At 66.3% G+C, this 25,651-nt stretch carries 21 protein-coding genes and 2 tRNA genes; 16 read left to right on the top strand and 7 right to left on the bottom strand.

Going from position 1 to position 25,651, the window contains the following annotated elements; translation table 11 throughout:
• Positions 1-30 precede the first annotated feature (30 nt).
• Positions 31-738: a FadR/GntR family transcriptional regulator gene (locus tag ASD71_RS03430; protein ID WP_056559874.1), complete on the bottom strand. Its 708-nt coding sequence runs from the start codon at positions 736-738 to the stop codon at positions 31-33.
• A gap of 92 nt (positions 739-830) precedes the next feature.
• The gene (locus ASD71_RS03425) at positions 831-1,739 is read right to left on the bottom strand and encodes a LysR substrate-binding domain-containing protein (RefSeq protein ID WP_056559872.1); all 909 of its coding nucleotides are present in this window, start codon (positions 1,737-1,739) and stop codon (positions 831-833) included.
• Between the two features lie 165 nt (positions 1,740-1,904).
• Here ASD71_RS03425 and ASD71_RS03420 point away from each other — a divergent pair, with 165 nt between their 5' ends.
• The 13 genes from ASD71_RS03420 to ASD71_RS03360 all read left to right on the top strand — a co-directional run bounded on the left by ASD71_RS03420 (position 1,905) and on the right by ASD71_RS03360 (position 17,233).
• Complete coding sequence (locus tag ASD71_RS03420) at positions 1,905-3,233, top strand: MFS transporter (RefSeq protein ID WP_056559870.1); 1,329 nt, start codon at positions 1,905-1,907, stop codon at positions 3,231-3,233.
• Between the two features lies 1 nt (position 3,234).
• Positions 3,235-4,329 carry a M14 family metallopeptidase gene (locus ASD71_RS03415; protein WP_056559868.1) on the top strand — a complete coding sequence of 365 codons (1,095 nt, stop codon included), beginning with the start codon at positions 3,235-3,237 and terminating at the stop codon, positions 4,327-4,329.
• Between the two features lie 277 nt (positions 4,330-4,606).
• Entirely contained in the window at positions 4,607-5,416 is an 810-nt protein-coding gene (locus ASD71_RS03410; protein ID WP_156395064.1) for an ABC transporter permease, read from the top strand.
• A gap of 3 nt (positions 5,417-5,419) precedes the next feature.
• The gene (locus ASD71_RS03405) at positions 5,420-6,466 is read left to right on the top strand and encodes an ABC transporter ATP-binding protein (protein ID WP_056559864.1); all 1,047 of its coding nucleotides are present in this window, start codon (positions 5,420-5,422) and stop codon (positions 6,464-6,466) included.
• Between the two features lie 8 nt (positions 6,467-6,474).
• The gene (locus tag ASD71_RS03400) at positions 6,475-7,356 is read left to right on the top strand and encodes an ABC transporter permease (RefSeq protein ID WP_056559862.1); all 882 of its coding nucleotides are present in this window, start codon (positions 6,475-6,477) and stop codon (positions 7,354-7,356) included.
• Positions 7,357-7,383: 27 nt separating this feature from the next.
• Positions 7,384-8,631, top strand: coding sequence for an amidohydrolase family protein (locus ASD71_RS03395; RefSeq protein WP_056559860.1), 1,248 nt, complete (start codon positions 7,384-7,386; stop codon positions 8,629-8,631).
• 5 nt (positions 8,632-8,636) lie between these two features.
• Positions 8,637-10,295 carry an amidohydrolase family protein gene (locus tag ASD71_RS03390; protein ID WP_056559859.1) on the top strand — a complete coding sequence of 553 codons (1,659 nt, stop codon included), beginning with the start codon at positions 8,637-8,639 and terminating at the stop codon, positions 10,293-10,295.
• Positions 10,295-11,278 carry a GTP-binding protein gene (locus ASD71_RS03385; protein WP_056559857.1) on the top strand — a complete coding sequence of 328 codons (984 nt, stop codon included), beginning with the start codon at positions 10,295-10,297 and terminating at the stop codon, positions 11,276-11,278. The genes ASD71_RS03390 and ASD71_RS03385 overlap by 1 nt, the downstream gene beginning before the upstream one ends.
• A gap of 90 nt (positions 11,279-11,368) precedes the next feature.
• Positions 11,369-12,418 carry an ABC transporter substrate-binding protein gene (locus tag ASD71_RS03380; RefSeq protein ID WP_056559855.1) on the top strand — a complete coding sequence of 350 codons (1,050 nt, stop codon included), beginning with the start codon at positions 11,369-11,371 and terminating at the stop codon, positions 12,416-12,418.
• A 219-nt stretch (positions 12,419-12,637) separates the two neighbouring features.
• Positions 12,638-14,650 carry a TonB-dependent receptor domain-containing protein gene (locus tag ASD71_RS03375; RefSeq protein ID WP_156395167.1) on the top strand — a complete coding sequence of 671 codons (2,013 nt, stop codon included), beginning with the start codon at positions 12,638-12,640 and terminating at the stop codon, positions 14,648-14,650.
• A gap of 81 nt (positions 14,651-14,731) precedes the next feature.
• The gene (otnI, locus tag ASD71_RS03370) at positions 14,732-15,517 is read left to right on the top strand and encodes a 2-oxo-tetronate isomerase (RefSeq protein ID WP_056559851.1); all 786 of its coding nucleotides are present in this window, start codon (positions 14,732-14,734) and stop codon (positions 15,515-15,517) included.
• 44 nt (positions 15,518-15,561) lie between these two features.
• On the top strand, positions 15,562-16,533 hold the full coding sequence (locus ASD71_RS03365) for a tripartite tricarboxylate transporter substrate binding protein (RefSeq protein WP_056559849.1): 972 nt from the start codon (positions 15,562-15,564) through the stop codon (positions 16,531-16,533).
• A 124-nt stretch (positions 16,534-16,657) separates the two neighbouring features.
• Positions 16,658-17,233 (top strand): hypothetical protein, encoded by a 576-nt coding sequence (locus ASD71_RS03360; protein ID WP_056559847.1) that lies wholly within the window; start codon positions 16,658-16,660, stop codon positions 17,231-17,233.
• A gap of 286 nt (positions 17,234-17,519) precedes the next feature.
• On the opposite strand, the gene ASD71_RS03355 is transcribed toward ASD71_RS03360, so the two are convergent.
• Both ASD71_RS03355 and ASD71_RS03350 read right to left on the bottom strand, forming a co-directional pair.
• Entirely contained in the window at positions 17,520-18,425 is a 906-nt protein-coding gene (locus tag ASD71_RS03355) for an EamA family transporter (protein WP_056559845.1), read from the bottom strand.
• Positions 18,426-18,486: 61 nt separating this feature from the next.
• Complete coding sequence (locus ASD71_RS03350; protein WP_082578768.1) at positions 18,487-19,131, bottom strand: LysE family translocator; 645 nt, start codon at positions 19,129-19,131, stop codon at positions 18,487-18,489.
• Positions 19,132-19,335: 204 nt separating this feature from the next.
• Here ASD71_RS03350 and ASD71_RS03345 point away from each other — a divergent pair, with 204 nt between their 5' ends.
• Complete coding sequence (locus tag ASD71_RS03345; protein WP_056559843.1) at positions 19,336-19,806, top strand: Lrp/AsnC family transcriptional regulator; 471 nt, start codon at positions 19,336-19,338, stop codon at positions 19,804-19,806.
• A gap of 16 nt (positions 19,807-19,822) precedes the next feature.
• Here ASD71_RS03345 and ASD71_RS03340 read toward each other — a convergent pair whose 3' ends face one another.
• The 3 genes from ASD71_RS03340 to ASD71_RS03330 form a co-directional block, all read right to left on the bottom strand.
• On the bottom strand, positions 19,823-22,285 hold the full coding sequence (locus ASD71_RS03340) for a mechanosensitive ion channel family protein (RefSeq protein ID WP_056559841.1): 2,463 nt from the start codon (positions 22,283-22,285) through the stop codon (positions 19,823-19,825).
• 246 nt (positions 22,286-22,531) lie between these two features.
• A tRNA-Phe gene (locus ASD71_RS03335) sits at positions 22,532-22,607 on the bottom strand.
• Positions 22,608-22,793: 186 nt separating this feature from the next.
• Positions 22,794-22,869 (bottom strand) — tRNA-Phe (locus ASD71_RS03330).
• Positions 22,870-23,204: 335 nt separating this feature from the next.
• Between ASD71_RS03330 and hemA the strand changes: the two genes are divergently transcribed.
• Positions 23,205-24,479, top strand: a complete 1,275-nt coding sequence (gene hemA / locus ASD71_RS03325; RefSeq protein ID WP_056559840.1) for a glutamyl-tRNA reductase — start codon at positions 23,205-23,207, stop codon at positions 24,477-24,479.
• 85 nt (positions 24,480-24,564) lie between these two features.
• The gene (gene prfA / locus ASD71_RS03320) at positions 24,565-25,647 is read left to right on the top strand and encodes a peptide chain release factor 1 (protein ID WP_056559838.1); all 1,083 of its coding nucleotides are present in this window, start codon (positions 24,565-24,567) and stop codon (positions 25,645-25,647) included.
• Positions 25,648-25,651: the final 4 nt, after the last annotated feature.

Raw genomic sequence — 25,651 nt, 5'->3', positions numbered from 1 at the left:
CGTGTGCAGGCCGCGGCGCTTCAGTCCGGCTTAGCGGTGCGCCTGGCTCAACCGCTTGGCGGCGTTGAGCATGTGAACGCGGGCGGCCTCTCGGGCGCCGTCCACGTCCTTGCGCCGAATGGCTTCGACGATGGCGATGTGTTCCTGCATGACGTCGCGCATCAGGTTCGCGTGGCGCGCCTCGTTGCCGCGTGTGACGCGCGTGGCGGCTTCCAGGAACTGGCTGACGAACGCAAGTGTGGTCAGAAAGTACGGGTTGCCGGTGGCGCGCGCGATGCTGCGGTGAAAGGCCACATCTTCCTTCACGCCATCTCCGCCGTTGTCCACGGCCTGAGAGATCGCAGCTAGCGCCGCGTCGATCTCGACCATGTCCTGCTTCTTGCGGCAGGCAGCGGCTTGCGCCGCCACTTCGGTTTCCAGGGCCCGGCGCAAATCCACGATGTGCAGCACGGCTTCCAGCGAGGAGAGTTCGGCTGCGTCGATCCGCAGCGCCCGGTTGCCGGTGTGCCCCGTGACGAAGACGCCGCTGCCTTGCCGGGCTTCGACCACGCCGTCCTGGCGTAGCCGCGAGACGGCTTCGCGGATCACCGTGCGGCTGACGCCGAACTGTTCGGCCAGGGCGATTTCCGTGGGCAGCTTTTCACCGGGCAGCACGCGTCCTTCGTCGATTTCGGCGAGTAGACGCTTGGCGACCGTGTCGGTCAAGGTGGGAACAGCGGGAAGTCGGGGAAACGCCATGGACGGGGATTGGGGGAGAAGCAAAAAGGCCCGTCTCGACGTCATCGGCGGGGGCCATCGGCAATAGTAACCCGGTCTTTCAGCGGGTTCGCCTAGGTGTCGCGGGCATGGGAAGACGCTGCCTGCGCGGTCAGGAGGCAATCCATGAAGCACTGCGCGGCCGGCGTCGGCGGCGAGTCGGCACGCGTCAGGACCGACACGCGGGCCGCGGGCAGCGGATGGTCCAGACGCACCATGCGCAGCGCGCGCGGCAGCAATTGATGGTCGAACAAGTTGCGCACGAAGATGCCCAGCGCGTCGCTCTCCGCAATGATCGCCAACGCCACCGCGATGGACTGGCAGGGAATCACGTCACGCGGGGCCGGCAGCCCGTGCGCGTCGAACGCCAGCCGCAGCAGGTTCGCGGGCGCCTGGATATTGCCCGGCAGCAGCCATAGCGCATCGTGCAGCTCGGCCAGCGTGCGCGCACCGCGCAGCGGGTGGCCTGCGCGCGCGCCCACCGCCAGCGGCAGCGTGAACAGCGTGGTTCGCGCAAAACCGTCGTCGATGTCGCCGTCGTACTCGGTCTGCACCAGGAAGTCGTAGCGGCCGGATTCCAGTTGCTCGTGGCTGTAAGGCGGCGCGACTTCATTGAAGGCCACCGAGACGCGCGGCATGCGTGCGCGAAACGCGGCCAGCGCCGCGGGCAGCACGGTCAGCGCCGCGGAACTGATGGCCAGGTTCAGCGTGCCGCCTTCGCCGTCGCGCATCTGGCCGATCTCTTCCTGCGCGCGGCGCGCTTCCTGCAGGATCAGCACGGCGCGCTTGTACAGCGCTTCGCCATACGGGGTGAGTTCCACCCCCTTGACGCTGCGGCGCACCAGCTCCGCGCCCACGCTCTGCTCCAGCTCGCGCAGACTGCGGGTGGCGGCGGGCTGGGTGACAAAGAGCGCCCGCGCCGCGGCACGGATGCTGCGATGCTCGGCAATCAGTACAAAGGCGCGAAGTTGGCGCAGGTTCATGGGCAAGGCGTTCCGGTGGGCGGGAAGGGCTATAAGAAAAAGTGCTCATCGCGACAAAAATACTGTCTTTTGCTTATCGTGCGCCATCCGTATATTCACGGCGATGGGGCACAGCGATCCGGACGCACGGACCGGCGGCCCCGCACCGGACATCAAGGGGAAAAAATGTCTATTGCCATCGCCGCAGCCGGCGGCCCAGGGTTGTACACGCCGTCGATGCGGCGCCGCGTCATTGCCGGCACCACCATCGGCAACGCGCTGGAATTCTTCGACTTCACCGTCTTCACCTTCCTGATGCTGGTCATCGGGCCGCTGTTTTTTCCCGCGGCTTCCGGCTACGGCCAGCTGTTGCTGACCACCGCCACCTTCGGCGTGGGCTTTCTGATGCGGCCGGTGGGCGGCATGCTGATCGGCTCGTATGCGGACCGGCACGGCCGCCGTGCGGCAATGACGCTGACGCTGTGGCTGATGGGTCTGGGCTGTGCGCTCATCGCCGTAGCGCCGACCCATGCGCAGATGGGCGTGGTTGGACCCGTGCTGATGGTGCTGGCGCGGCTGATCCAGGGCTTTGCGGCGGGCGGCGAGGTTGGCGCCTCGACGACGCTGCTGGTGGAACACGCGCCGCCCGGCAAGCGCGGCTTCTATTCGAGCTGGCAGTTCGGCAGCCAATCGCTCGGCGTGATGCTGGGCGCGTTGACCGTGGCGATCCTGACCGCGGCGTTGACCCGCGAAGAAATGCAGGCCTGGGGTTGGCGGGTGCCGTTCGTCATCGGCATTCTGACGGTGCCGGTGGGCGCCTACATCCGCCGCAATCTGGAGGAAACGCTGGAACCCGCCCCTGTCGCCGGCGCCAGAAGGGCCGCCGCCGGCCACCAGCCGCTGCGCCGCGTCTTTGCCGAGTACAAGCTCACGATCGTCAAGGGCATCCTGCTCGTGATCGGCGGCATGGTGTGCGCGCAGATCATCGGCTTTTACATGCCGGCTTACGCCACCAAGGAACTCGGCCTGCCGGCCACGTCCACGCTGTTTGCCAGCGTGGTGCTGGGTGCGATCGGGTTCGCGCTGGCGCCGTTCGTCGGCATGCTGGCGGACCGGGTGGGGCGCAAGCGCGTGATCTTCTGGTCGCGCGCCGTGACGGTCTGCGTGCTGCTGCCGTGCTTCCAGTGGCTGGTGTCGGCGCCCAGCACCGGGCGGCTGATGACGGTCATCGCCTTGCTGGCCGTGCTGCTGGCGTTGCAGACCGCGCCCGTCATCACGATGCTGCCTGAGTTGTTTCCGAAGGCCGTGCGCACCACGGGCATGTCCGTGGTGTACGGGCTGGGCATCTCGGTCTTCGGCGGCTTCGCGCAATTCTTCGTGACCTGGCTGCTGCACGTGACAGGAAACCCGATGGCGCCCGCGTGGTATCTGATGGTCACCGTGACGCTTTCCACCGTGGTGCTGTTCTGGATTCAGGACCGCACCGGCCATGACATCGACAGCCAGGAGCCCTGACATGCAATCCGTTGAACGCTACTTTTCCAGCAGCTACGTCCAGGCGCGCGAACGCTTCCTGGCGGCCGCCGCGCTGCTGGCCACGCTGGTTGAGTCGTACGGCATCGATGCCGTGGGCAGCCAGGGCGAGCCGCTGGCCACCGATGTGGCGCTGATCGGCGATGCCGGTGCGCAGCGGCTCTTGATCGTGACGTCGGCCACGCATGGCGTTGAAGGCTTCTGCGGTTCGGGTTGCCAGCTTGCGCTGCTGGATGACGCTCCCATGCTGGACCGCGCGCGGCAGGCGGGCGTGGCGCTGCTGCTGGTGCATGCCGTGAACCCCTACGGCTTTTCGTGGATCGCACGCACCGACGAGGGCAACGTCGACCTGAACCGCAATGCCCAGCCCTTCGACGGCCGCGCGCTACGGGCCAATCCCGGCTATGGCGAGATCCACGAGTTGCTGTTGCCGCGGGACTGGCCGCCCACCGAGCAGAACCGTCAGGCCATCGCCCGCCACATTGAAACGCACGGCCTGGCGGCCACGACGCAGGCGGTATCGCGCGGACAGTACACGCATCCGGATGGCCTGTTTTATGGGGGCGCGCGCCATTCGCCGTCGCTGCTGACATTGCGCGACATCCTGCGCACCCACGCCAGCCGCCACGCGCACATCGGCTGGATCGACGTGCACACGGGCCTCGGGCCGCGCGGTCACGGCGAAAAGATCTACGCCGGCCGGCGCGACGACGCGGAAGTGGCGCGCGCGCGGCGGTGGTGGGGCAGCGATATCGCCGTGCCGTATCAGGGCAGCTCGGCCTCGGTGGACATCACCGGCCATCTCGCCGGCCTTATCTACGACGCCTGCCCCAAGTCTGAACCCACGCTGATGGCGCTGGAGTTCGGGACCAAGCCGTGGGAGGAGGTGGTGCACGCGCTGCGGGGACGCAATTGGCTGCGTGCGCATCCCGACGCCCGCGATGCCTTGCAACAGGACATCCTGCAGGCCACGCGCGACGCGTTCTATTGCGGGCAGGAAGATTGGCAAGGCATGGTGCTGGGGCAGAGCCGGGTCGCGGTGCTGCAAGCGGTGTGCGGCCTGCAGGCCGCCGGGTAGCTGCGCGCGGCGCGATGGGTTGCACCTGCCGCAGCGTTGCGCCACGGTGGGTTGCACCGCTGATAGGGCTACCGCAGGGATAACCCGCGAGTTCCGGCGCGCCGTGGGTTATCCCTAGTTGAGCCGGGCAGCAACCGGCCGATATGCTTTGGTTAACCGTAGAGACCGCAGAGTCTTCGGAGGAGTTTCAAACCAAGCCGGCAGTTGCTGAAAGGAACCGGATTTGCATAATGCGCCTCCTTTGGACTCAGCCGTCGCAGCCTCGCGGGAAAAGCCATTGCGCGTGATCCCGTGGGCCACGTGGCTGCACCGCGTTTTCGTGGTTCTCATGTATGCGTTCATGCTCAGCCCCATCGTGCTGGTGGTCTGGCTGAGCTTCTTCAAGGACGCCATCCTCTATTTCCCGCCCTCGGGCTACACGCTCTCCTGGTACGTCAAGGCCTGGGAGAACCCCGCGTTCGCCAACGGCTTCATCTTCAGCCTGCAGGTGTCGCTGGTGGCCGCGTTCATCGGCGTGACGATGGGCGTGCTGGCGGCGGTTGCGATTGCGCGCTACCGCTTTACCGGCAGCAAGGGCGTCAATACGCTGCTGCTGTCGCCGCTGCTGATCCCGGGGATCGTCGCGGGCGTGGCCGTCTATCTCTTTTACCTGCGCGCTGAAAACGTGCTGGATCAGGACCTCGTCGGCACGTTCGGGGGCCTCGTCATTGCGCACGTGTGTCTCACCATTCCATGGACCGTGCGGCTTGTGACGGCGGGCATGGCCGGGCTGGACGGCTCCATCGAGGAAGCCGCGCGCAACCTGGGAGCAAGCGCGCCCAAGGCCTTCATGCGCGTGACGCTGCCGATGCTGCGCCCGTCCATCGTCGCCGCGGCGCTGTTCAGTTTTGTCGTGTCGTTCGAGAACCTGGAGCTGTCCCTGTCTCTGGTCGGGCCGGGGCGCACCACGCTGCCGATCGCGATCATGCAGTACCTCGAATTCAACCTGGACCCGACCATCGCGTCGGTCGCCTCGGTGCAAATCCTGCTGTTGGGCATCATCATGCTTGTGACCGACCGCTATGTGAAACTCAGTCAGGTGGTGTAAGAAATGGCGAAGGTCTCAATCGAAAACATCCGCAAGCAGTTCGGCGCGGCGGTCGCGGTGTCGGATTTTTCCCTGGAGATTGCCGAAGGCGAACTGGTCACCTTTCTGGGACCCAGCGGCTGCGGCAAGACGACCACGCTGCGCATGATTGCCGGCTTCATCACGCCGACGTCGGGACGCATCCGCATTGGCGAAACCGACGTGACGCGGCTGCCGGTGCACAAGCGCGACACCGGCATGGTGTTCCAGCGCTACGCGCTGTTTCCGCACATGACGGTGGCCGAGAACGTGGCGTTCGGCCTGGAAATGCACAAGGTGCCCAAGGCCGACCGCGATGCGAAGATCCGGCGCGTGCTGGACATGGTGCGCATGACGGAATTGCGCGACCGCTATCCGCGCCAGTTGTCCGGCGGCCAGCAGCAGCGCGTGGCGATTGCGCGCGCGCTGGCGATCGAACCCAAGGTGTTCCTGCTGGATGAACCGTTGTCCAACCTGGATGCCAAGTTGCGCCTGGAAGTGCGCGAGGAGATCCGTGCGCTTCAGCGTCGCCTGGGCTTGACCACCGTGTTCGTGACGCACGATCAGGAAGAGGCGCTGGCGATCGCGGACCGCATGGCCATCATGCACGACGGCATCGTGCAGCAGGTCGGCGCGCCCGACACGCTGTACGAACGGCCCGCCAATCTGTTCGTCGCGGACTTCCTGGGCAAGATGAATGTCTTCACGGGTCGCGGCCAGGCCGACGATCAGTTTGAAACCAAGGCCGGCCAGCGCATCGCGGCGCCGGGCGGCGGCAATGCCACCCACGTGGGCGTGCGGCCGGAGCGCGTGCGTCTGCAGGCGCAGCCCTCGGGCGGCAATGCGCTGCCCGGCGTGATCGAGTCGTCGTTGTACCTGGGATCGGTGCTGGAGGTGCGGGTGCAGCTCGATGGCGGCGACCGCATGATCAGCCAGATCGTCAATGCCGGCACGCGCGCCGCGCCGCCCGCCGCCGGCGAGCGCGTGTATGCGTGTTTCGAACCCGACGACTGCGTCGCCTTCACGCAATAGGAGGCGCGATGACGACCGCAACGCAGGACGGACGCCCCAGCCGCTGGCTGGGCCCGGGACTGGCCTTTCCGGCCTCGCTGGTGGTGCTGGTGATCATCATGATCCCCATCCTTCAGCTGGCGCGCTACAGCTTCAATCATTTCGACCCGGTCGAGATGATGCAGACCGCCTTCACGTTCGAGAACTACGCCAAGTTCTTTGGCGACCCCTATTACCGCGACATCTTCTTCACCACGCTGGGTATTGCGGCGCTGTGCACGGTGCTGGCGCTGGTGCTGGGCTTTCCGGTTGCGTACTTCCTGGCGCGCACGCAAAGCCGGTACAAGAGCCTGTTCGTGATCCTGCTCGTGTTTCCGCTGATGGTGGGCAACGTGGTGCGCGCCGCCGGCTGGATGGTGGCGCTGGGCAACGCGGGCGTGGTCAACGCCGTGTTGCAGGGACTGGGCATCATCGACAAGCCGCTGACGCTGATGTACACGCCGACGGCGGTGGTGATAGGCACCACTGCGGTGGTCATGCCGTACCTGATCCTGACGCTGCAAAGCGTGCTGGAAGGCATGGACCTGTCGGTGGAAGAAGCCGCGCGCAACGTGGGCGCCAGCTTCTTCACCACCTTCCGCCGCATCGTGCTGCCGATCGCCGCGCCCGGCGTGGCGGCGGGCACGATGCTGGTGTTCATTCTGTGCATGAATGCGTACGCCACGCCGGTGCTGCTGGGCGGTTCCGGCCTGACCATGATGGCGCCCGCGCTGTACGACCAGATCACCAAGGCCTCGAACTGGCCGTTCGGCGCCGCGCTGGCCGTCATTCTGGTCTGCGGCACGCTCATCATCGCGCTGCTCTCCAACTGGCTGATCCATCGGCGCTACATCAAGACCATGGCCTCCTGATCTAGACATCCTTCCAAGGAAATTCTCATGTCCGCTGTGCTGTTCAAAAACGCGAACCTGCTCGATCCCCTGCAGTCCGAGCTGCTGGAGGGACACCATGTGCTGGTGGAGGAGGGCGTCATCAAGGAAGTGTCGGACAAGCCGATCAGCGCGTCCTCGGCGCGCGTGATCGACGCCGCGGGCCGCACGCTGATGCCGGGTCTGATCGACCTGCACGTGCACGTGCTGGCCACGCAGTTGAACCTGAGCACGCAGGGCGTCCTGCCCGACGCGCTGGTGATGATGCGCGCGGTGCCCATCATGGCCGCCATGCTGCGCCGGGGCTTTACCACGGTGCGCGATGCGGGCGGCGCGGGCTGGGGCCTGAAGTGCGCGGTCAACGAAGGCACGGTCAAGGGGCCGCGCCTCTTCATCTCGGGCCGCGCCATCAGCCAGACGGGCGGCCACGGCGATCCGCGTCCGCGCTCGGACCACCTGCGTCCCATGAGCTTCTGCGGCTGCTGCTTCCGCGCCGGCGACATCGGCCGTGTGGCGGATGGCATCGACGACGTGCGCAAGGCCGTGCGCCAGGAACTGCAGATGGGCGCGGACCAGATCAAGATGATGGCCTCGGGCGGCGTGGCGTCGCCTACGGATCCCATCGCGTCCTTCGGCTATTCGGAAGAAGAGATTCGCGTCATCGTCGACGAGGCGGCAAGCCGCCAGACCTACGTCATGGCGCATTCCTATACCGCCGACGCGATCGAGCGCGCCATCCGCAACGGCGTGCGCACCATCGAGCACGGCAACCTGGTCGACGAGCGCGTGGCGCGCTTCATGGCCGAGAAGGGCGCGTTCGTGGTGCCGACGCTGGTGACCTACGAGGCCCTGGCAAACGAAGGCGCCGATTACGGCCTGCCCGCGGACTCCGTCGCCAAGATTGCGACGGTGCGCACCGCCGGCCTGCATTCGCTGGAAATCTACAAGAAGGCTGGCGTGAAGATCGGCTACGGTTCCGACCTGCTGGGGCCGTCCCAGCGCCTGCAAAGCGACGAGTTCCGCATCCGCCGCGAGGTGCTGTCCGCCCAGGAAGTCATCCAGTGCGCCACCACGACGGCGGCCGAAGTGCTGAACCAGGTGGGCCAACTGGGCCGCATCCAGGAAGGCGCGCTGGCGGACGTGCTGCTGGTGGACGGCAATCCGTACCGCGACCTGTCGTGCCTGCTGGGTCAGGGCGAGCACATCGGCCTGATCATGAAGGGCGGCGTCATCGAACACAACGAGCTGGGAGTCTAGGGGCCATGAGCGATCCCACGTTTTCGCAATCGGAAGTTGGCGAAGAATCGCGCGACGTCAACGCGGCCAAGGGCTGGCATCCGCCCTCGGCGCCCGCGCCGCGTGACCGGGGGCTCGGGCCGTTTCCGCGGCTGATCCTGCGCGGGGCCACGATCATCGACGGCACCGGCGCGCCGCCCTGGGGGCCGGTCGACATCGTGATCGAGAACGATCGCATCACGGCGCTGGTCAATGTGGGCACGCCGCACAAGGCCATCGACCCGAAGCGCCGGCCCGGCCCGGGCGACCACGAGATCGACTGCCACGGCAAGTTCGTCACGCCGGGCTTTGTGGACGCGCACGCGCACATTGGCACGCCGTATCACGCCATGAGCGGCATCGTGCCGCCCGCCGACTACATCTACAAGCTGTGGCTGGCGCATGGCGTCACCACCGTGCGCGAGATGGGCGCGATGGGCGGCCTGGGCTGGACGATGGAACAGCGCGAGCTGTCCGCCTCCAACCAGATCGCCGCGCCGCGCATGATCGTGCATTCCGTGTTCCCGGCGGTGAACGATCGCGTCAAGACCATCCACACGCCCGAACAGGGCCGCGAGTGGGTGCGCAAGCTGGCCGCGCGCGGCGCGGACGGCATCAAGTTCTTTGGCGCGCCGCCCGCCATCATGGAAGCGGCGCTGGACGAGGCGGCCAAGGTGGGCCTGCGCTCGGGCTGCCATCACGCCCAGATGGCGGTGACGCGCGTGAACGCGATGAAGTCCGCGCGGTGGGGGCTGACCAGCTCCGAGCACTATTACGGCCTGCCAGAAGCCCTGTTTGAAGACCGCGTCGTGCAGTCCTTTCCCACGGACTACAACTACAGCGACGAGTATTACCGCTTTGCGGTGGCGGGCCAGACCTTCATGCAGGCCGCGCAGCCGGGTTCGGCCAAGTGGCGTCAGGTCATGGACGAGTTCCTGGAACTGGGCCACACCTTCGTGCCGACCTTCAACATCTACGACGCCAACCGCGACCTGATGCGCGCGCGCCGCGCGGACTGGCACGACGAATACACCTGGAAGGCCGTGTGGCGCTACTTTCAGCCGCAGCGCGGCGGCCACGGCGCCTACTGGTATCGCTGGAGCACCACCAACGAGATCGAGTGGAAGCAGAACTACCGGCTGTGGATGCAGTTCATCAACGAATACAAGAACCTGGGCGGACGCGTCTGCGCGGGTAGCGATTCGGGCTTTATCTATCAGATCTACGGTTTTGGCTTCGTCCGCGAACTGGAACTGCTGCAGGAAGCGGGCTTTCATCCCATCGAGGTCCTGCGCGCGGCCACGTCGCACAGCGCGGCGCTGCTGGGCATCGATGACGATACCGGCTCCATCGACGTGCAAAAGCGCGCCGACCTGCTGATCCACGACCAGAATCCGCTGACCGACTTCAAGCTGCTGTTCGGCACGGGCGCCATGCGCCTGAACGACGACACCGCGAAGGTCGAGTGGCAGCGCTGCCTGCAGACCACCATCAAGTCGGGCGTGGTGTACGACACCGCCGAGCTGCTGGCCGACGTGCGCGCGATGGTCCGCGACAGCTGGGCCGACGACCCGGACGGCGAGCGTCCGCCGACCGGCGGCGCACCGTCGGGATCGCCGTGCGACACGGGCGAGGATGCAAGCTGATGGCCATCGACCTGTTCCTGTTGTGCGGGTTTCTGGGCAGCGGCAAGACCACGCTGCTGGTGGACTACCTGCGCGATCCGGCATCGCGGGACACGGGCGTGATTGTCAATGAGGCCGGCGAGGTCGGCGTTGATGGGGCCATCGTGGCCAACGACAGCGACAACGTGCCGATGACCTTGATGGCCAATGGCTGCGTGTGCTGCTCGCTGCGCAGCGACCTGGTCTACACGCTGAGCGCGTTGCTGGACGCGCCCCGGCCCGAGGGCGAGGGCCCCTTGCAACGCGTCATCCTGGAATGCAGCGGGCTGTCGCGGCCGGGCCCGATCATCGCGTCGCTGGCGGACCCCGAGCTGGCCAGCCGTGGCCTGCGGCTGACGGTGGTCTGCACCGACGATTGCGCGCGCGATCCCGATGCGCTGGCCGAGATGGACGAGGCCATGGCGCAGTTCGGCGCGGCGCATCGCATCGTGTTGACCAAGACCGATCTGCTGCCGGCCGTTCCCGGTGCGCTGGGCGCTCGCGCGGCGCGCGCCGAGGCGCTGAATCCGCTGGCCGCCGTTGTCGCGGAGCCGGATCGCAGCCGCGCCGTGCAGGCCGCCTTCGCGCCATCGCAAGGCACGTCCGATCTGGCGGGGCTGGCGGCGCGGATGTTGACGGCAGGCGGGCAGGGGGCGGCGCATCCGCGCATCCGCGTGATGGCGGCGCGCGCGCAGGCCGGCATCAGCTGGACCGATTTTTCCGAATGGCTGGACAACCTGGCCGGCCTGTGCGGCGACCGCCTGCTTCGCGTGAAGGCCGTGGTGCGCGTCAGCGATTGCGAGGAACCCATCTTGATCCAGTCGGTCGGCTCGACCTTCAGCCTGCCGCAGCGGCTGACGCGGCAGCCCGACGCGCGCGACGCGATCATCGTGATTGCGCGCGACATCGAGGCCGAAGAAATCCGCGCCTCCGCGCCGCATGCGCTGATCGACATGCTGGTCTGAATTCCTTTGAACCCAAGGTCGCGCGGCCAGACTGGCCTGCCGCGCGGTGCATCGTAGCTAGTCGTCAGTTCCCTTCGATACGAGGTTGTCATGCAAGAGAAAAACCTGAATCGCCGTGGCTTCATCAAGACCGCCTCCGGCCTGGCGCTTGCGCCCGCCCTGGGCTGGCTGCCCGGCATGGCCCACGCCGCCGAAAAGGAAATCGTGGTCGGCACCTGGGGCGGCGATTACCAAAATCTGCTGCAGCAGATCATCAACCCCATCGTCGCCAAGCAGGACGTGAAGGTGGTCTACGACACGGGCAATGCCGTGGGCCGGGTCACCAAACTGCGCGCCGAAAAGAACTCGCGCCGCGGCAGCATGGATGTGGCGCTGCTGGGTGAAGTCGACATGTATGACGCCGAGCGCTCCGGCACGCTGGAGCCCGTGGACGTCAAGAAGCTGCCCAACCTGGCCAATGCCATCGACACGCTGAAGACGCCGTACTCGATTCCGCACATCTTCAGCGCGATGACGCTGGTCTACAACACCGAGAAATTCCCGACGCCGCCCGATTCGCTGCAGGTGTTGCTGGATCCCAAGTGGAAGGGCCAGGTCGGCTTTTCCGACATTCTCTACCTCTACAACTCGGTCTTCGTGGGCCTGGGCGCGGACGGCACCACCAAGGATTTTGAGGGCGGCAAGCGGTTCCTGGCCAAGCTCAAGCCCAACGCGCCCCGCATCTACCCGTCCAATGAAGCCGTCGCGGCCGCCTTCAAGTCCGGCGAGATCGCGATCGCCGTCATGTGGAAGGCGCGCGCGCTGCAATGGAAGGACAGCGGGCTGCCGCTGGGCTTCGTTATCCCGAAGGAAGGGTCGGTGCCGGTGTCGTTTGAAGCCGCCGTTGCCAAGAACAGCCGCAACAAGGATGCGGCGTGGGCCTACCTGAACGCCATGCTCGATCCCCAGGGCCAGATCGGCTTTGCCGAAAAGATGGGCTATGCGCCTACCGTGACCAACGCGTCGCTGCCGGAGGCGTTGAAGCGCGTGGGCTTCTCGGACGCCGAGGTCAAGCTGCTGCACGCATACGACCTGAAGGCGCTGACCGAAAAGAAGGCGGACATGCTGGAGTTCTGGAACAAGGAGTTCAAGGCGGGATGATCGCGGGCGGGGCGCCGTGCCCCGCATTGCACCAGTGACCGCGTCACCGAAGCGCGATTCCTGCTGGGGAATCGCGCTTTGTCGTTTCTGGATGACGGTGCATGGGCTATGAAATGTTATATCATCCGGCTGCTGGTTTGTAATGATATAACATCCGAGAGAGTAAAGATGAACAGTAAGAAGCTGGGGATGGGGAAAGCGCCGCTAGTGTGCTCGTTGATGCTGATGGCGCCCGTCGCCCAGGCGCAGACCGAAGGCGAGGCACGCACGCAGACCGTGGCGCCGATCACGGTCTCCGCGAATCCGCTGGGTCTGGACCTGAACAGCACCACGCTGCCGGCCTCGGTGCTGGAAGGCGATGCGTTGATCGAGCAGCGCAACGGCACGCTGGGCGAAACGCTGAAGAACCTGCCGGGCGTCAATAGCGACACGTTCGGCGGCGGCGCCAGCCGGCCGGTAATCCGCGGACAGACCGCGCCGCGCGTGAAGGTGCTGTCCGATGGGTCCGAAGTGATGGACGCCTCGGCCATCTCCCCCGACCATGCGGTCACCGTCGAGCCCCTGCTGGCCGACCGCATCGAAGTGCTGCGCGGCCCGGCCACGCTGCTGTACGGCGGCGGCGCGATCGGCGGCGTGGTGAACGTGGTGGACAAAAAGATCCCGACCGAAGTGCCGGAAAAGGGCATCGCGGCCGAAGCGGAACTGCGCGGCGCCACCGGCACCAAGGAGCGCGCCGGCGCGGTGGGCATCACGGCGGGCGAAGGCCAGTTCGCGGTGCGGGTCGAAGGCATGAAGCGGCGCACCAGCGACTACGACGTTCCCGATTGGCCCGGCGGCAAGCTGGAAGGCTCGTACAGCGAGTCGACGCAGGGCTCGGTGGGCATGTCGTGGATCACGCCGCGCGGCTATGTGGGCGTGGCGTTCACGCATCTGCAAAGCGAATACGGTCTGCCCGGCCACAACCACGAATACGAAGGCTGCCACCCGCACGGCACGCATCTGCACTGCGGCGGCCATGACCATGATCATGGGGACGAAGGCGAGGAAGGCCACGACCACGATCACGAGCATGGCGGCGTTCCCTACGTGAAGTTGCGCAGCAACCGGATGGATCTGCGCGCCGAGTATCAGGATCCGTTTGCCGGCTTCGAGAAGATCCGCTTCCGCGGCGGCCTGACGGATTACCAGCACGACGAGATCGAGGGCGGCGAGGTCGGCACGCGCTTCAAGAACAAGGGCTACGACATGCGGGTGGAGCTGCAGCACAAGCCCATCGCCGGCTGGCGCGGCGTGATCGGCCTGCAGAACGCGTACAGCGATTTCAGCGCCGAAGGCGAAGAAGCGTTCCTGCCGCCCAGCAAGACCCGCTCGACCGGGGTGTTCCTGCTGGAGGAATACCAGTTGAACGATTGGCGCTTCGAACTGGGCGCGCGCCAGGATTGGCAGCGCGTGTCGCCGTCGGGTGGCGCGTCGCGCAGCAGCCTGTCGGGCACGTCGCTGTCGGCCGCCGCGATCTGGGACTTTGCGCCGCAGTATTCCGTGGCGCTGTCGCTGTCGCGCTCGCAGCGCCTGCCCAACGCGCAGGAGCTGTATGCGGATGGTATCCACATCGCCACCAATACGTATGAACTGGGCAACCCGGACCTGACGCGTGAAACGTCGCACAACATCGACCTGACCCTGCGCAAGCATTCGGGCGACACGACGTTCTCGGCCAGCGTGTTCCACAACCGCGTGAAGAACTACATCTACGCCAACACGCTGGACCGCTACGAGGACTTCCGCCTGATCGAATACACGCAGCAGGACGCGGAGTTCACGGGTGTGGAAGGCGAGCTGCGGCACCAGTTCACGCCGATCTTCTCGGCGGCGGTGTTCGGCGACTACGTGCGCGGCAAGCTGACGGGTGGCGACGGCAATCTGCCGCGCATTCCGGCCGGGCGCGCGGGCGTGCGGGGCAACTTCAAGTGGCAGCAGTGGTCGGGCGGCGTCGAATACGCACGCGTGTTCGCGCAGAAGGACATCGCGGCCTATGAAGACACCACGCCGGGCTACAACATGGTCAACGCGGTGGTCGCGTATCGCGGCCAGTACGGCGCCACCGGCTACGAGGTCTTCCTGCGCGGCACCAACCTGCTGAACAAGCTGGCTTACAACCACGCCTCGTTCATCTCGACGGTTGCGCCGCTGCCCGGCCGCAGCGTGCTGCTGGGCGTGCGCATGACGTACTGATCGGGTTGGGGGCGGCGCTGGCCTGTGCTATTTTCGGCAGGTGCCGCCGTCCGCGGCGGCACCTCGCGCCAGGAGCCCGTCATGCTGAAGTTCGCCGCCAATCTGTCGATGATGTACACGGAACATGCGTTCCTGGACCGTTATGCGGCGGCCGCGGCCGACGGCTACGCGGGCGTGGAGTGCATGTTTCCGTATGAAGCGCCCGCGGCGTTCGTGCGCGAGCGCATGGATGCCGCCGGGGTGGCGCAGGTGCTGTTCAACGCGCCGCCCGGCATCACCGCGCAGGGCGATCGCGGGCTGGCGGCGCTGCCGGGCCGGCAGGCCGAGTTCCAGGCCGGCATCGAGCAGGCGCTCTCGTATGCCACCGCTTTATCTTGTTCCAATGTGCATGTGATGGCGGGCGTTGCGCCGCCCGATGCATCGCGCGAGGCGATGCTGGACTACTATCACGCCAATCTCGACTGGGCCGCCCGTGAGGCGCGCTCTGCCGGCGTCACGCTGCTGATCGAGCCGATCAACACGCGCGACATCCCCGGCTATTTTCTGAACCGCCAAGAGGACGCACATGCCGTCGTGCAGGCGGTCAACGCGCCCAACCTGAAGGTGCAGATGGACCTGTACCACTGCCAGATTGTCGAGGGCGACGTCACCGCCAAACTGCGCGAGTACCTGCCCACCGGGCGCGTGGGCCACCTGCAGATCGCCGGTGTGCCGCTGCGCCAGGAGCCGGACCGGGGCGAACTCGACTATGGCTGGATCTTCGGCGTGCTGCGCGAATTGCAGTACACCGGCTGGATCGGTTGCGAGTACCGTCCCGCAGGTTCCACGTCAGCCGGCTTGCGCTGGCTGAGCGCGGCGCGCGCCTGATCGGCAACAATCGGCGTATTTGAAGTTCAAAAGGAGTGAGCGTCATGTTCCAGGGCATGCTGCGCATGCTGTTTTCGGCGGCGCTGGCCGCGGCCATGCCAGCCGCGTCGTGGGCGGCCGACTATCCCGATCGGCCCATCCGGTGGCTGGTGCCGTTCAGCGCGGGGGGCGGGAGCGATCTGGCGACCCGCATCGTGGCCCGCCATGTCGGCGAGACGCTGGGGCAGCCGGTGGTGGTCGAGAACCGTCCGGGTGCCGCCACCATCGTCGCCGCGCAAGAGGCCGCGCGCGCCCAGCCGGACGGTTACACGGTGCTGACCGCGGGTATGAGCACGCTGGCGCTCAACCCGTGGCTGTACAACGATCTGCCTTACGATCCGCAGAAAAACCTGACGCCGGTGTCCACGCTGGTGGCGCTTCCCATCGTGCTGGTGGCCGCGCCGGACTCGGGTCTGCACACGCTGGACGACGTCAAGACGTACCTGAAACGCGAGCCGCGCGGCAGCTATGCATCGCTTGGCGTGGGCAGTCCGCATCATCTGGCGATGGAACTGTTCATGGAAACCGTTGGTGGCCGTGCGACGGCGGTGCCGTACAAAGGGTCGCCGCCCGCGCTCCAGGATGTGGCCGCTGGCGTGGTGCCGCTGATGATGGCGGACCTTGCCGCCGCCCGCCCGCTGATCCAGGCGGGCAGGCTGCGCGCGATTGCCGTGCCGTCCGCCAACAGGTCCGCGCAATTGCCGGGCGTGCCGACCTTTGCCGAGGCGGGCGGTCCGATCTTCGAGGCGGCGGCCTGGCAGGGCGTGGTCGCGCCGGCCGGGACGCCCGCACCCATCGTTGAACAGCTCAGCCAGGCGATCCGGCAAGCGCTGGAATCGCCGGACGTCGTCAAGCAACTGACGCTGCAGGGCATGGAGCCGGCCGGCAGCACGCCCGACGCCTTTCGTGCCTATGCGCGGCAGGAGCACCAGCGTTGGGGCGCGGTCATCCAGGGCAAGGGGCTTTCCGCGGAATAGGGCGCCGGGTAACAGCGGCCGGGTAACAGCGGCGGCAAGGTGTAACGCGGGCGTGCACGGCGGCTGCGCGGGCGTACGATAAAACAATGCGCATCCGGCCCGGACCGCGGGCGAGGAGACTGCCATGTCTTTGATCGTAGCTGCCCGCTTCGAGGGCTTCGAAGCCGCCAAGGCCGCCGCCAGCCGCCTTGCCACCAGCGGCTTTCCCGACTGGGATATCCATACCTTCTACGTCAATCCCGCCGGCGAGCACGGCCGCTTTCCGTATGGCGGCGACCGGCGTTCCGATCCGGACGCGGGGCGCGCCGACATGGGCGCCTATCTGGGCGCCGGCGGCGTGGGGGCCGTATTTGCGGTGTTCGGCGGATTCGTCGCGGCGGAACTCAGCGACTCCACGGCCGCAATCCTGGCCGCGGCGGGTGTCGGTGCGTATCTCGGGTCGCTGTTTGGCGCGCTCTGGGTGACGGGTCACGGCACCACGCAGCACGGCCACTTCAATCCCGATTCCCATGCCGAGGTCCGCCAGGCCGGCGTCATGGTCGCCGTGCGGGTCCGGCCGCAGCGCGAGTTGCTGGCATGCCGCATCCTGCGCGATGCCGGCGGCGCCGACGTGGAACATGCCAACGGCCGCTGGCGCAACAACCATTGGGAAGACTTCGACCCGCTATCGCTGCCGCAGCGCGAGGCGGGCTTTGGTTAATGGCGAGCTGGCGAGATTTGCTGCGAAGGTGTCTGACACCCTTTGAGACGCTGCTGCGAACTGACGAGCCTCTTCCCAGGGTGTCAGACACCTGATGAGACACCTTTTGCGAAGGTGTCTGACACCCTTTGAGACGCTGCTGCGAACTGACGTGCCTCTCCCCGGGGTGTCAGACACTTGATGAGAAACCTTTTGCGAAGGTGTCTGACACCCTTTGAGATGCTGCTGCAAACTGACGAGCCTCTCCCCAGGGTGTCAGACACCTGGTGAGACACCGTCCGTCTGATCAATCTGGCGCGGGGACCGGCGCCTTGCGGCTGCGCTGCGCCGTCGCGGCGCAGCCGGCGGACGCGACGATGATGCCGAGAATCGCCAGCCACTGCGTCTGCGACAGGTGTTCGTTCAAGACCACGACACCGGCCAGCGCGCCCATTGCGGGCTCCATGCTGAGCAGCACCCCGAAGGTCTTTTGGGGCAGCCGCCGCAGCGCCACCATTTCCAGCGAATACGGCAGTGCGCTGGACAGGATGCCGACGGCCACGCCGGCCAGGATCAGCTTGGGATCCAACAGCGCCATGCCCGCGTGGGCTGCGCCGACGGGCAGGGCGACCATCGCGGCCGCCAGCAGGCCCAGCGACGTGGCCTGGCCGCCGTGAACGTTGCCGGCCATCTTGCCGAAGATGATGTACAGCGCCCAGCACACGGCAGCGCCCAGCGCGTACGCGATGCCCTGCGGATCGAGGTCGTGGACGGACTGGCCGGTGGGGATGAGCAGAATCAGGCCGGCCAGCGCGCAGGCGATCCACACAAAGTCGATGGCCCGCCGCGACAGCACGACAGCCAGCGTCAGCGGTCCCGTGAATTCGATGGCGATGGCAATACCCAGCGGCAGGGTCTTGAGCGCCATGTAGAACAGCAGGTTCATGCACGCCAGCGTCACGCCGTACAGGGCGATCTTCGCGGCGTTGCGGCGCGTCAGCGGAAAGCGCCACGGCCGCCAGAAGGCCAGCAGGATGATGGCGCCGATGACGATGCGATACGCGGTGGTGCCCTGCGCGCCCACTTCCGGAAACAGCGATTTCGCGAACGACGTGCCCACGCACAGCGAGGCCATGGCGCCGATCAGCGACAAGGTGGGAAGCAGGGTGGACGCGGCGCTGTTGTGTCCGTTGTTCAAGGTGGCGGCAGTCATGGAAGGACGGGGCTTGTGAAATAACGCTTGTGCTGGGGTGATTCGGCGCGGGGGCGGACGGTCAGGGTTGCGGATTCATCGCCGTGGATACCAGCACGTAGATCGCCAGCCCCAGCATGATCGCGCCCAGAATGCCTTGCTGCGCGCGCAGGAACCACGGATTGCGCGCGACCCAGCCGCGGATGCGTGACGCGCCGTACGCAAAGCAACTGCCGTAGGGCAGGCTGAGCGCCTTCATCGTCACGCCCAGTACCAGCATCTGGATCCAGACCGGGCCATTGTCCGGCGAAGTGAACTGCGGCAGGAAGGCGATCATGAATAGCAGCACCTTCGGATTGAGCAGGTTGGTGATGAATCCCTGCCAGAAGGCGTCGCGCGCGTCGCCCGGCCGGGCCGCCAGCGACACTTCGGCGGCGTTCGCGCACCGGATCATCGCCTTGACGCCCAGGTAACCCAGATACAGGCCGCCCGCGGCTTTGATGCCCACGAAAAGCGTGGGGAAGGTCCGCAGCACGGAGGCCAGTCCCAGCACGACGGCCGGAACCTGGATGAAACCGGCGGCCACGTTGCCCAGCACGCTATGGAAGGCGGGACGAAACCCTTGCGTCATGCCGCGCGACAGCGTGAGGGCCATGTCGGGGCCGGGCGTGAGCTTCAAGGCCGCATCGGCGGCCAGGAAAAGCAGGAAAAGCTGGAGTGAGGGCATTGCGGGTGCAGCGTGGAAATTCCCGGCGGCGCGGGCTGAGGGCTCCCAGTGTAAGCAAGCCGCTTGAATAATTCCTGCGTCCGGCACGCTCGAAATGAAGTTTCCCGTCGAATTCGCGACGGTTCGCATCGCGGCCGCGATTAGAATCAACCGATACCCGCCTTCCGCGCCACTCTCCATCCGCACACGCGTTCCGAGCGCCTTATGGAACTAGACGATTTCGACCTGCAGATCCTGCAAAGCCTGCAGGAAGACAACCAGCGCACCAGCCAGTACGTCGCGCAACGCGTGAACCTGTCGCCGGTGTCCTGCCTGCGGCGCATGAAGCGGCTGCGCGAATCCAAGGTGGTGACGGCGGACGTGTCGGTGGTCGATCCCGCCGCGGTCGGGCGCGGAATCACGATGGTGGTGCTGGTATCGCTGGAAAGCGAGCGCGCCGACAAGCTCGACCATTTCAAACGCGCCATGCAGACCGCGCCCGAAATCATGCAGTGCCTGTCGGTGACGGGCGAAGTCGATTTCGTGCTGACGCTCACCATGCGCGACATGGCCGAGTATGAAGTGTTTGCGCAGCGCCATTTCTGGGGCAATCCGAATGTGAAGCGGTTTTCGACGCTGGTGGTGATGAGCCGGGTGAAGAATGGGCTGACGGTGCCGGTGATGGTTCCCGCCTGACGGCGGGAGTGCCGGTTCACCCCGGATGCGGGGCGTCCGGTCCAGGCGGCCTGGCGTCGAATAAGGTTCGGCTCGCCTCCTCCGACACGCTGCGCAAATGCAGATCCCGCTGCGGAAAGGGAATCTGGATGCCCGCCTCCCGCAGCGCGTCGTACATCCGCGCCATCATGTCGCTGCGGATCTCGATCCAGCGGTCAAAGTCGTACGTCCACGCCCGCAAGCTGAAATCCAGCGTGCTGGCGCCGAATCCCATGAACAGCACCATCGGCGCGGGCTCGGTCACCACGCCCGGCGTCTGCCGCGCCACGCCATCCAGCAGTTCCAGCACCTGCCTCGGATCGGTGCCGTAGGCCAGTCCGATGCTGACCTCTATACGGCGGCTGCGGTCCAGCATGGTCCAGTTGGTGAGCTTCTCGGACAGCAGCGTGCCGTTCGGCACGATCACGTCGGCGCCTTCAAAGGTCTTGATGCGCGTGGCGCGCATGCCGATGTCGCGCACCTGACCCGACGTGCCGCTGATCTCCACCACGTCGCCCGGCTGGATCGGCCGCTCGAACATCAGGATCAGCCCGGACACGAAGTTGTTCACCACACCCTGCAGGCCGAAGCCGATGCCCACACCCAGGGCGCCGAACACGATGGTGAGCTGGCTGGTCTGAAACCCCGCAGCGGACAGTGCGATGCCCAGCCCCAGCAGCAGCACCAGGTAGTACGACAGCGAGGCAATGCTGTTGCCGACGCCACGCGGCAGCGACATGCGGGTCAGCACCTCGTCGTGCAGGATGATGCGGACGGCGCGGGCGGCCCAAAAGGCGATCAGCACCGAGATCGCGAAGACAAGGATGTTGCCCAGGCTGATCGAGACCTCGCCGACTTCCAGCGTGTAGGACAGCACTTGCGTCACGAAGGCGTAAGTCGAGCGCAGCACGCGGAAGCGATCCATCGTGTACACCGCCCAGCCCACGACCGCGGCAGCGCTCAATAAACGGATCAGCAGCTGGACCAGCGGCGGCGCGTGCTCGCGCGCGAGCCGGAAGCGCGAGATGCCCTGGCGCGCCAGCAATAGCTGCAGGAGGGTGATGATGACGGTGACGCCCGCGTACAGCACTAGCCCGAAGTAGCCGCTACCGATGATGCCGCTGGTCAGCATTTCGGACAGCGACACATTGCCGATCAGGTTCGCACCCAGCGACATGCACAGCAACGCAGCGGCGCCCCAGGCCACGCCGCGCAAGGCGCGCACCAGTCGCTCGGATCCGGGCGGATAGGTCTGGCGGCGCCCGCGCGCCAGCAGCCAGAGGATGGCCGCCAGGGCCGCCAACGCCGCTGCCACGGTCGACAACCGGTAGAACAGGGTGTTGGCCAGAAACAGGAATCCCAGCCTTTCGGCCAGGAACAGGGCGGTGATGACGCGCGGCCAGTGATCCAGATATCGGCGGCTGGCGGGCGGAAGCAGGCGCATCACCGGCACCGCTGCCAGCACCAAAGCGATCTGCTGGACCATCAACGGCGCGTCCGGCTCAAGGGCGAGCACGCCCATCATGGACAGCAAAACCCAGGTGGAGATGGGCCGGCCGAGCACGCCGGCGGCCGTTTCGCTCATGACGCCAGTGCGGATGGCGTTGCGGCTCTTGCGCGCCAGCCACAGCAGGAGCGGCAGCAGCAGCAGTTGCAAGGTGTGCAGGGCGCGCTGATTGCTGGCGCCGGCGGCGCCGTAGTCGCGCGCAAACCGGACTTCGATGTCCAGGCCTTCGCGCAGGAGATTCATGGTGTCCTGGTCGGATCTTCCGGACCAGTCCAACGCCCAAAGCGGCGGCGAATCCACACGCAGCAGCCGCGCGTCGACATAATCGATCGCGTCCATCACCTGGCGCTGACCTGCCTTGATCTGTTCCTCGATCGCGCTGGCCCGCTGCTCCAGCTCGACCTGGCGCGACAGCGGCCCGGACAGCGCCTGACTGGCCGCCGCCAGTTGCGCGATCACCGCGTCGATGCGCTCAGCCAACGCGGCAGGCAGCCCAGATGCCCCCGGCGCATCCTTGATCGCCTGCCAAGCCGTGCGCCGCCGCAGCAACTCGGCCGCATCGCTGGCGTACCACGCTGTCGCCTGCCGCATCTCGACCTGCCACCGCGCCAGCCGCCGCACATCAAAAATCCAGTGCCGCTCCAGGCTTTCGAGCCGCATGATCGGAAAGTTGCGAAGCTGCGCCGGCTGGAATTCGTAGAGCTTTTCGTCGGCGGATTTGGCGATGGCGTCCAGCGGCGGCATCAGCGCGGAAACGGGATCCGCCGTGGAGGCGCGCTGCAGGACGCCTTCGGCGTAGCGCAAATCGGTGTCGGCCCGCAGGGGAATCTCGGCCATCTGGATGGCGGCCGGCGTTTGCGTGGCGGGCGCCGGCGGCTCCGCCCCAAGCGCCGCGCCCGCCCATCCCAGGGCCAGGCCAAAGAGGCAGAAGACTATTCGTGCGCGGGCGCGCATATCGCGACTCCGTGGTGGGGGACGGGCGTGCGGTTACGGGGATTCAGCTGCGGGACGGCATGTCACGATATCGCGAAATGCGGCGGGCAAGAAGGGGGCGGTGCGGGAGGGGCGTCATTCGCATTTCGCGAATGGCTGCAAGACCGCCAACGGCAAAAGCGAACGTAAGAAGCGTTGCCAGACGGGCGCGCCAAACAAAAAGCCCCGCCTTGGCAGAACCGGGCGGGGCTAAGTGCTTGAATCTTTTGGTGGCCTGGGGCGGAATCGAACCACCGACACAAGGATTTTCAATCCTCTGCTCTACCGACTGAGCTACCAGGCCAACGAAGCCCGCCACTATACACAAAATGTCGGGACACGTGGCGGCGCAGCGCCGCCACCAACAACAAAACTCGTAGCGGAGCAGCGCCGCCACCAATAAAACACGTGCGGCGCAGCGCCGCCACCAACAAAAAACCCAGCGCAAGGCTGGGCTTTTTGTGGGAACCGAAGCTCCCGGAAATTCTTTTGGTGGCCTGGGGCGGAATCGAACCACCGACACAAGGATTTTCAATCCTCTGCTCTACCGACTGAGCTACCAGGCCAACGAAGTCCGCAACTATACACAATTTTTTTCGGTTGTGCCAGCCGGGCTGGGTGACGCGTCTCTTTTTTTCGCGCCCGAGCACGACACTGGGCGGCGGACGGGCAGCAAAGCCCCCGACTGTTGGCTCCAGGGCACGAATGGACGCCATCTGGCCGCAATTGGGGCCGGGAATGGCCTGGGGATAACCCGCAGGAGTATAATCACCAGCGGTTTTGTTGTTACAGCCGGATGCTTTCGCACCTTTGATGCGCGACAAGCGGGCTGCGACGCATTGATCTTATAGTGGCAGTACTTAACGCTTAGCCGCGGGTGGCTTTCCGCCATCCCTCACACATGTCGGTAGCTGTCCTTGCCTTCGGTCTGAATCACACGTCCGCGCCGGTGTCGGTCCGCGAACGCGTGTCCATGCCCGTCGATCTGGTCAAGCCCGCCCTCGAAGGCTTGCGTTCGGCATTTGGCGGCTCTGTCCGCGAAGCCGCCATCCTGTCCACCTGTAATCGCACCGAGATCTACTGCGCGGCCGACGGCCACGTGGCGGATCAGTTGCCCGCCTGGCTGGCTGAACACAACCGTCTGGACGCCGGCACGCTGCGCCCGCACCTCTATCGCCATCATCAAGACGACGCCGTGCGTCACGCCTTCCGCGTGGCAAGCGGCCTCGATTCCATGGTGCTGGGCGAAACCCAGATCGTGGGCCAGATGAAGGATGCAGTGCGCGCCGCCGGCGAAGCCGGATCGCTCGGCACGCTGCTGCACCAGATGTTCCAGCGCACCTTCTCGGTCGCCAAGGAAGTCCGGTCGCAGACCGCCATCGGCGCCGAATCCGTGTCCATGGCCGCCGCCGCGGTGCGCCTGGCCGAGCGTGTGTTCGGCAATCTGGACCAGGCCCGCACGCTGTTCATCGGCGCGGGCGAAATGATCGAATTGTGCGCCACGCACTTTGCCGCGCAACGTCCGCGCAGCATGGTGGTGGCCAACCGCACGGCCGAGCGCGCCGAACTGCTGGCCAACCGCTTCTCGGCCAGCACGATGAAGCTGTCCGACCTGACCGAGCGGCTGTCCGAGTTCGACGTCATCGTTTCCTGTACGGCAAGCTCCCTGCCCATCCTCGGCCTGGGGATGGTTGAACGGGCTACGCGCCTGCGCCGTCACCGCCCGATGGTCATGATCGATCTGGCCGTGCCGCGCGACATCGAGCCCGAAGTCGGCCGCCTGGACGACGTCTACCTGTATTCGGTGGATGACCTGGGCCGGCTGGTGCAGACTGGCACCGACGCGCGCCGCGCCGCGGTGGTGCAGGCCGAGGCCATCATCGAAACCCGCGTCCAGGGCTTCATGCACTGGATGCAGTCCCGCGAAGTGGTGCCCGTCATCCGCGACCTGCACCAGGCCGCCGAAGACGTCCGTGCCGCTGAACTCGAACGCGCCCGCCGTCTGCTGGCGCGGGGCGAATCGCCCGAAGCCGTGCTCGAGCAACTGGCGCACGGCCTGACCCAAAAGTACCTGCACGGCCCGCTTGCGGCGCTGAACCGCAGCGAAGGCGACGATCGCAAGCAACTGCTTGCCTGGATGCCGCGCCTCTTCCCCGGCCGCGACTCCCGCCGTTAGCGGCGTTGCCCCACGTCCCGCCTCATGGCGGGCGTTCGCTTTGTGGGCGCCCGCTTTTTCTGTTTTCTCTCTTGGTCTTCCCCTCATGAAATCTTCCATGCGCAGCCGGCTGGAGCATTTGTGCCATCGCCTGATCGAGGTCGATGCCCTGCTCGCCGAACCGGAAACCGCGTCCGACATGGACCGCTTCCGCAAGCTTTCCCGCGAGCGCGCCGAACTGGACCCGGTGGTCGAAGCCTTCACCGCGTTCGCCCGCACCGAGGAAGACATCGCGACCGCGCAGGAGATGTTGTCCGAGCCCGACATGAAGGCCATGGCCGAGGAAGAGATCAAGTCAGGGCGCGGCAAGCTGGAAACGCTGGAAGCGGCGCTGCAGCTTTTGCTGCTGCCGCGCGACCCCAACGATGGGCGCAGCGTGTTCCTGGAAATTCGCGCGGGCACGGGTGGCGACGAAAGCGCGCTGTTCTCCGGCGACCTCTTGCGCATGTACACGCGCTACGCCGAACAGCGCGGCTGGCGCGTCGAGCTGATGTCGGAAAGCGCGTCCGAGCTGGGCGGCTACAAGGAAGTGATCGCGCGCATCGACGGCGACGGCGCGTATGGCCGGCTGAAGTTCGAATCGGGGGCGCACCGCGTGCAGCGCGTGCCGGCGACCGAGGCGCAAGGCCGCATCCACACGTCGGCCTGCACGGTGGCCATCATGGCCGAAGCCGACGCGATGTCGGAGATCGTCATCAATCCCAGCGACCTGCGCATCGACACCTTCCGCGCCAGCGGCGCGGGCGGCCAGCACATCAACAAGACCGATTCGGCCGTGCGCATCACCCACTTGCCGACGGGGCTGGTGGTGGAATGCCAGGACGACCGTTCGCAGCACCGCAACAAGGACAAGGCCATGCAGGTGCTTGCTGCGCGCTTGAAGGACAAGGAAGAGCGCGAGCGCCAGAGCAAGGAAGCGGCCGAGCGCAAGAGCCTGATCGGCTCGGGCGACCGGTCCGAGCGCATCCGCACCTACAACTATCCGCAGGGCCGCGTGACCGATCACCGCATCAACCTGACGCTGTACAAGCTGCAGCAGATCATGGAAGGCGACCTCGAGGAACTGACCGGCGCGCTGATCGCCGAGCATCAGGCCGAGCAGCTTGCCGCGCTGGGCGACGATATTTAAGGCC

It is taken from the genome of Achromobacter sp. Root565 (assembly GCF_001427425.1).
Lineage (GTDB): Bacteria > Pseudomonadota > Gammaproteobacteria > Burkholderiales > Burkholderiaceae_B > Achromobacter > Achromobacter spanius_D.
The sequence above is the reverse complement of the archived record's forward strand: the minus strand, read 5'-3'. Positions and strand labels throughout refer to the sequence as shown.

Bases quoted from the DNA above. Each gene is read 5' to 3' on its own strand.
- hemA (WP_056559840.1), top strand. From the start codon at position 23,205: ATGTCGGTAGCTGTCCTTGCCTTCGGTCTGAATCACACGTCCGCGCCG.
- prfA (WP_056559838.1), top strand. From the start codon at position 24,565: ATGAAATCTTCCATGCGCAGCCGGCTGGAGCATTTGTGCCATCGCCTG.
- ASD71_RS03390 (WP_056559859.1), top strand. From the start codon at position 8,637: ATGAGCGATCCCACGTTTTCGCAATCGGAAGTTGGCGAAGAATCGCGC.
- ASD71_RS03425 (WP_056559872.1), bottom strand. From the start codon at position 1,739: ATGAACCTGCGCCAACTTCGCGCCTTTGTACTGATTGCCGAGCATCGC.
- ASD71_RS03365 (WP_056559849.1), top strand. From the start codon at position 15,562: ATGTTCCAGGGCATGCTGCGCATGCTGTTTTCGGCGGCGCTGGCCGCG.
- ASD71_RS03400 (WP_056559862.1), top strand. From the start codon at position 6,475: ATGACGACCGCAACGCAGGACGGACGCCCCAGCCGCTGGCTGGGCCCG.
- ASD71_RS03395 (WP_056559860.1), top strand. From the start codon at position 7,384: ATGTCCGCTGTGCTGTTCAAAAACGCGAACCTGCTCGATCCCCTGCAG.
- ASD71_RS03385 (WP_056559857.1), top strand. From the start codon at position 10,295: ATGGCCATCGACCTGTTCCTGTTGTGCGGGTTTCTGGGCAGCGGCAAG.
- ASD71_RS03355 (WP_056559845.1), bottom strand. From the start codon at position 18,425: ATGACTGCCGCCACCTTGAACAACGGACACAACAGCGCCGCGTCCACC.
- ASD71_RS03345 (WP_056559843.1), top strand. From the start codon at position 19,336: ATGGAACTAGACGATTTCGACCTGCAGATCCTGCAAAGCCTGCAGGAA.
- ASD71_RS03380 (WP_056559855.1), top strand. From the start codon at position 11,369: ATGCAAGAGAAAAACCTGAATCGCCGTGGCTTCATCAAGACCGCCTCC.
- ASD71_RS03350 (WP_082578768.1), bottom strand. From the start codon at position 19,131: ATGCCCTCACTCCAGCTTTTCCTGCTTTTCCTGGCCGCCGATGCGGCC.
- ASD71_RS03430 (WP_056559874.1), bottom strand. From the start codon at position 738: ATGGCGTTTCCCCGACTTCCCGCTGTTCCCACCTTGACCGACACGGTC.
- ASD71_RS03375 (WP_156395167.1), top strand. From the start codon at position 12,638: ATGCTGATGGCGCCCGTCGCCCAGGCGCAGACCGAAGGCGAGGCACGC.
- ASD71_RS03415 (WP_056559868.1), top strand. From the start codon at position 3,235: ATGCAATCCGTTGAACGCTACTTTTCCAGCAGCTACGTCCAGGCGCGC.
- otnI (WP_056559851.1), top strand. From the start codon at position 14,732: ATGCTGAAGTTCGCCGCCAATCTGTCGATGATGTACACGGAACATGCG.
- ASD71_RS03340 (WP_056559841.1), bottom strand. From the start codon at position 22,285: ATGCGCGCCCGCGCACGAATAGTCTTCTGCCTCTTTGGCCTGGCCCTG.
- ASD71_RS03360 (WP_056559847.1), top strand. From the start codon at position 16,658: ATGTCTTTGATCGTAGCTGCCCGCTTCGAGGGCTTCGAAGCCGCCAAG.
- ASD71_RS03405 (WP_056559864.1), top strand. From the start codon at position 5,420: ATGGCGAAGGTCTCAATCGAAAACATCCGCAAGCAGTTCGGCGCGGCG.
- ASD71_RS03420 (WP_056559870.1), top strand. From the start codon at position 1,905: ATGTCTATTGCCATCGCCGCAGCCGGCGGCCCAGGGTTGTACACGCCG.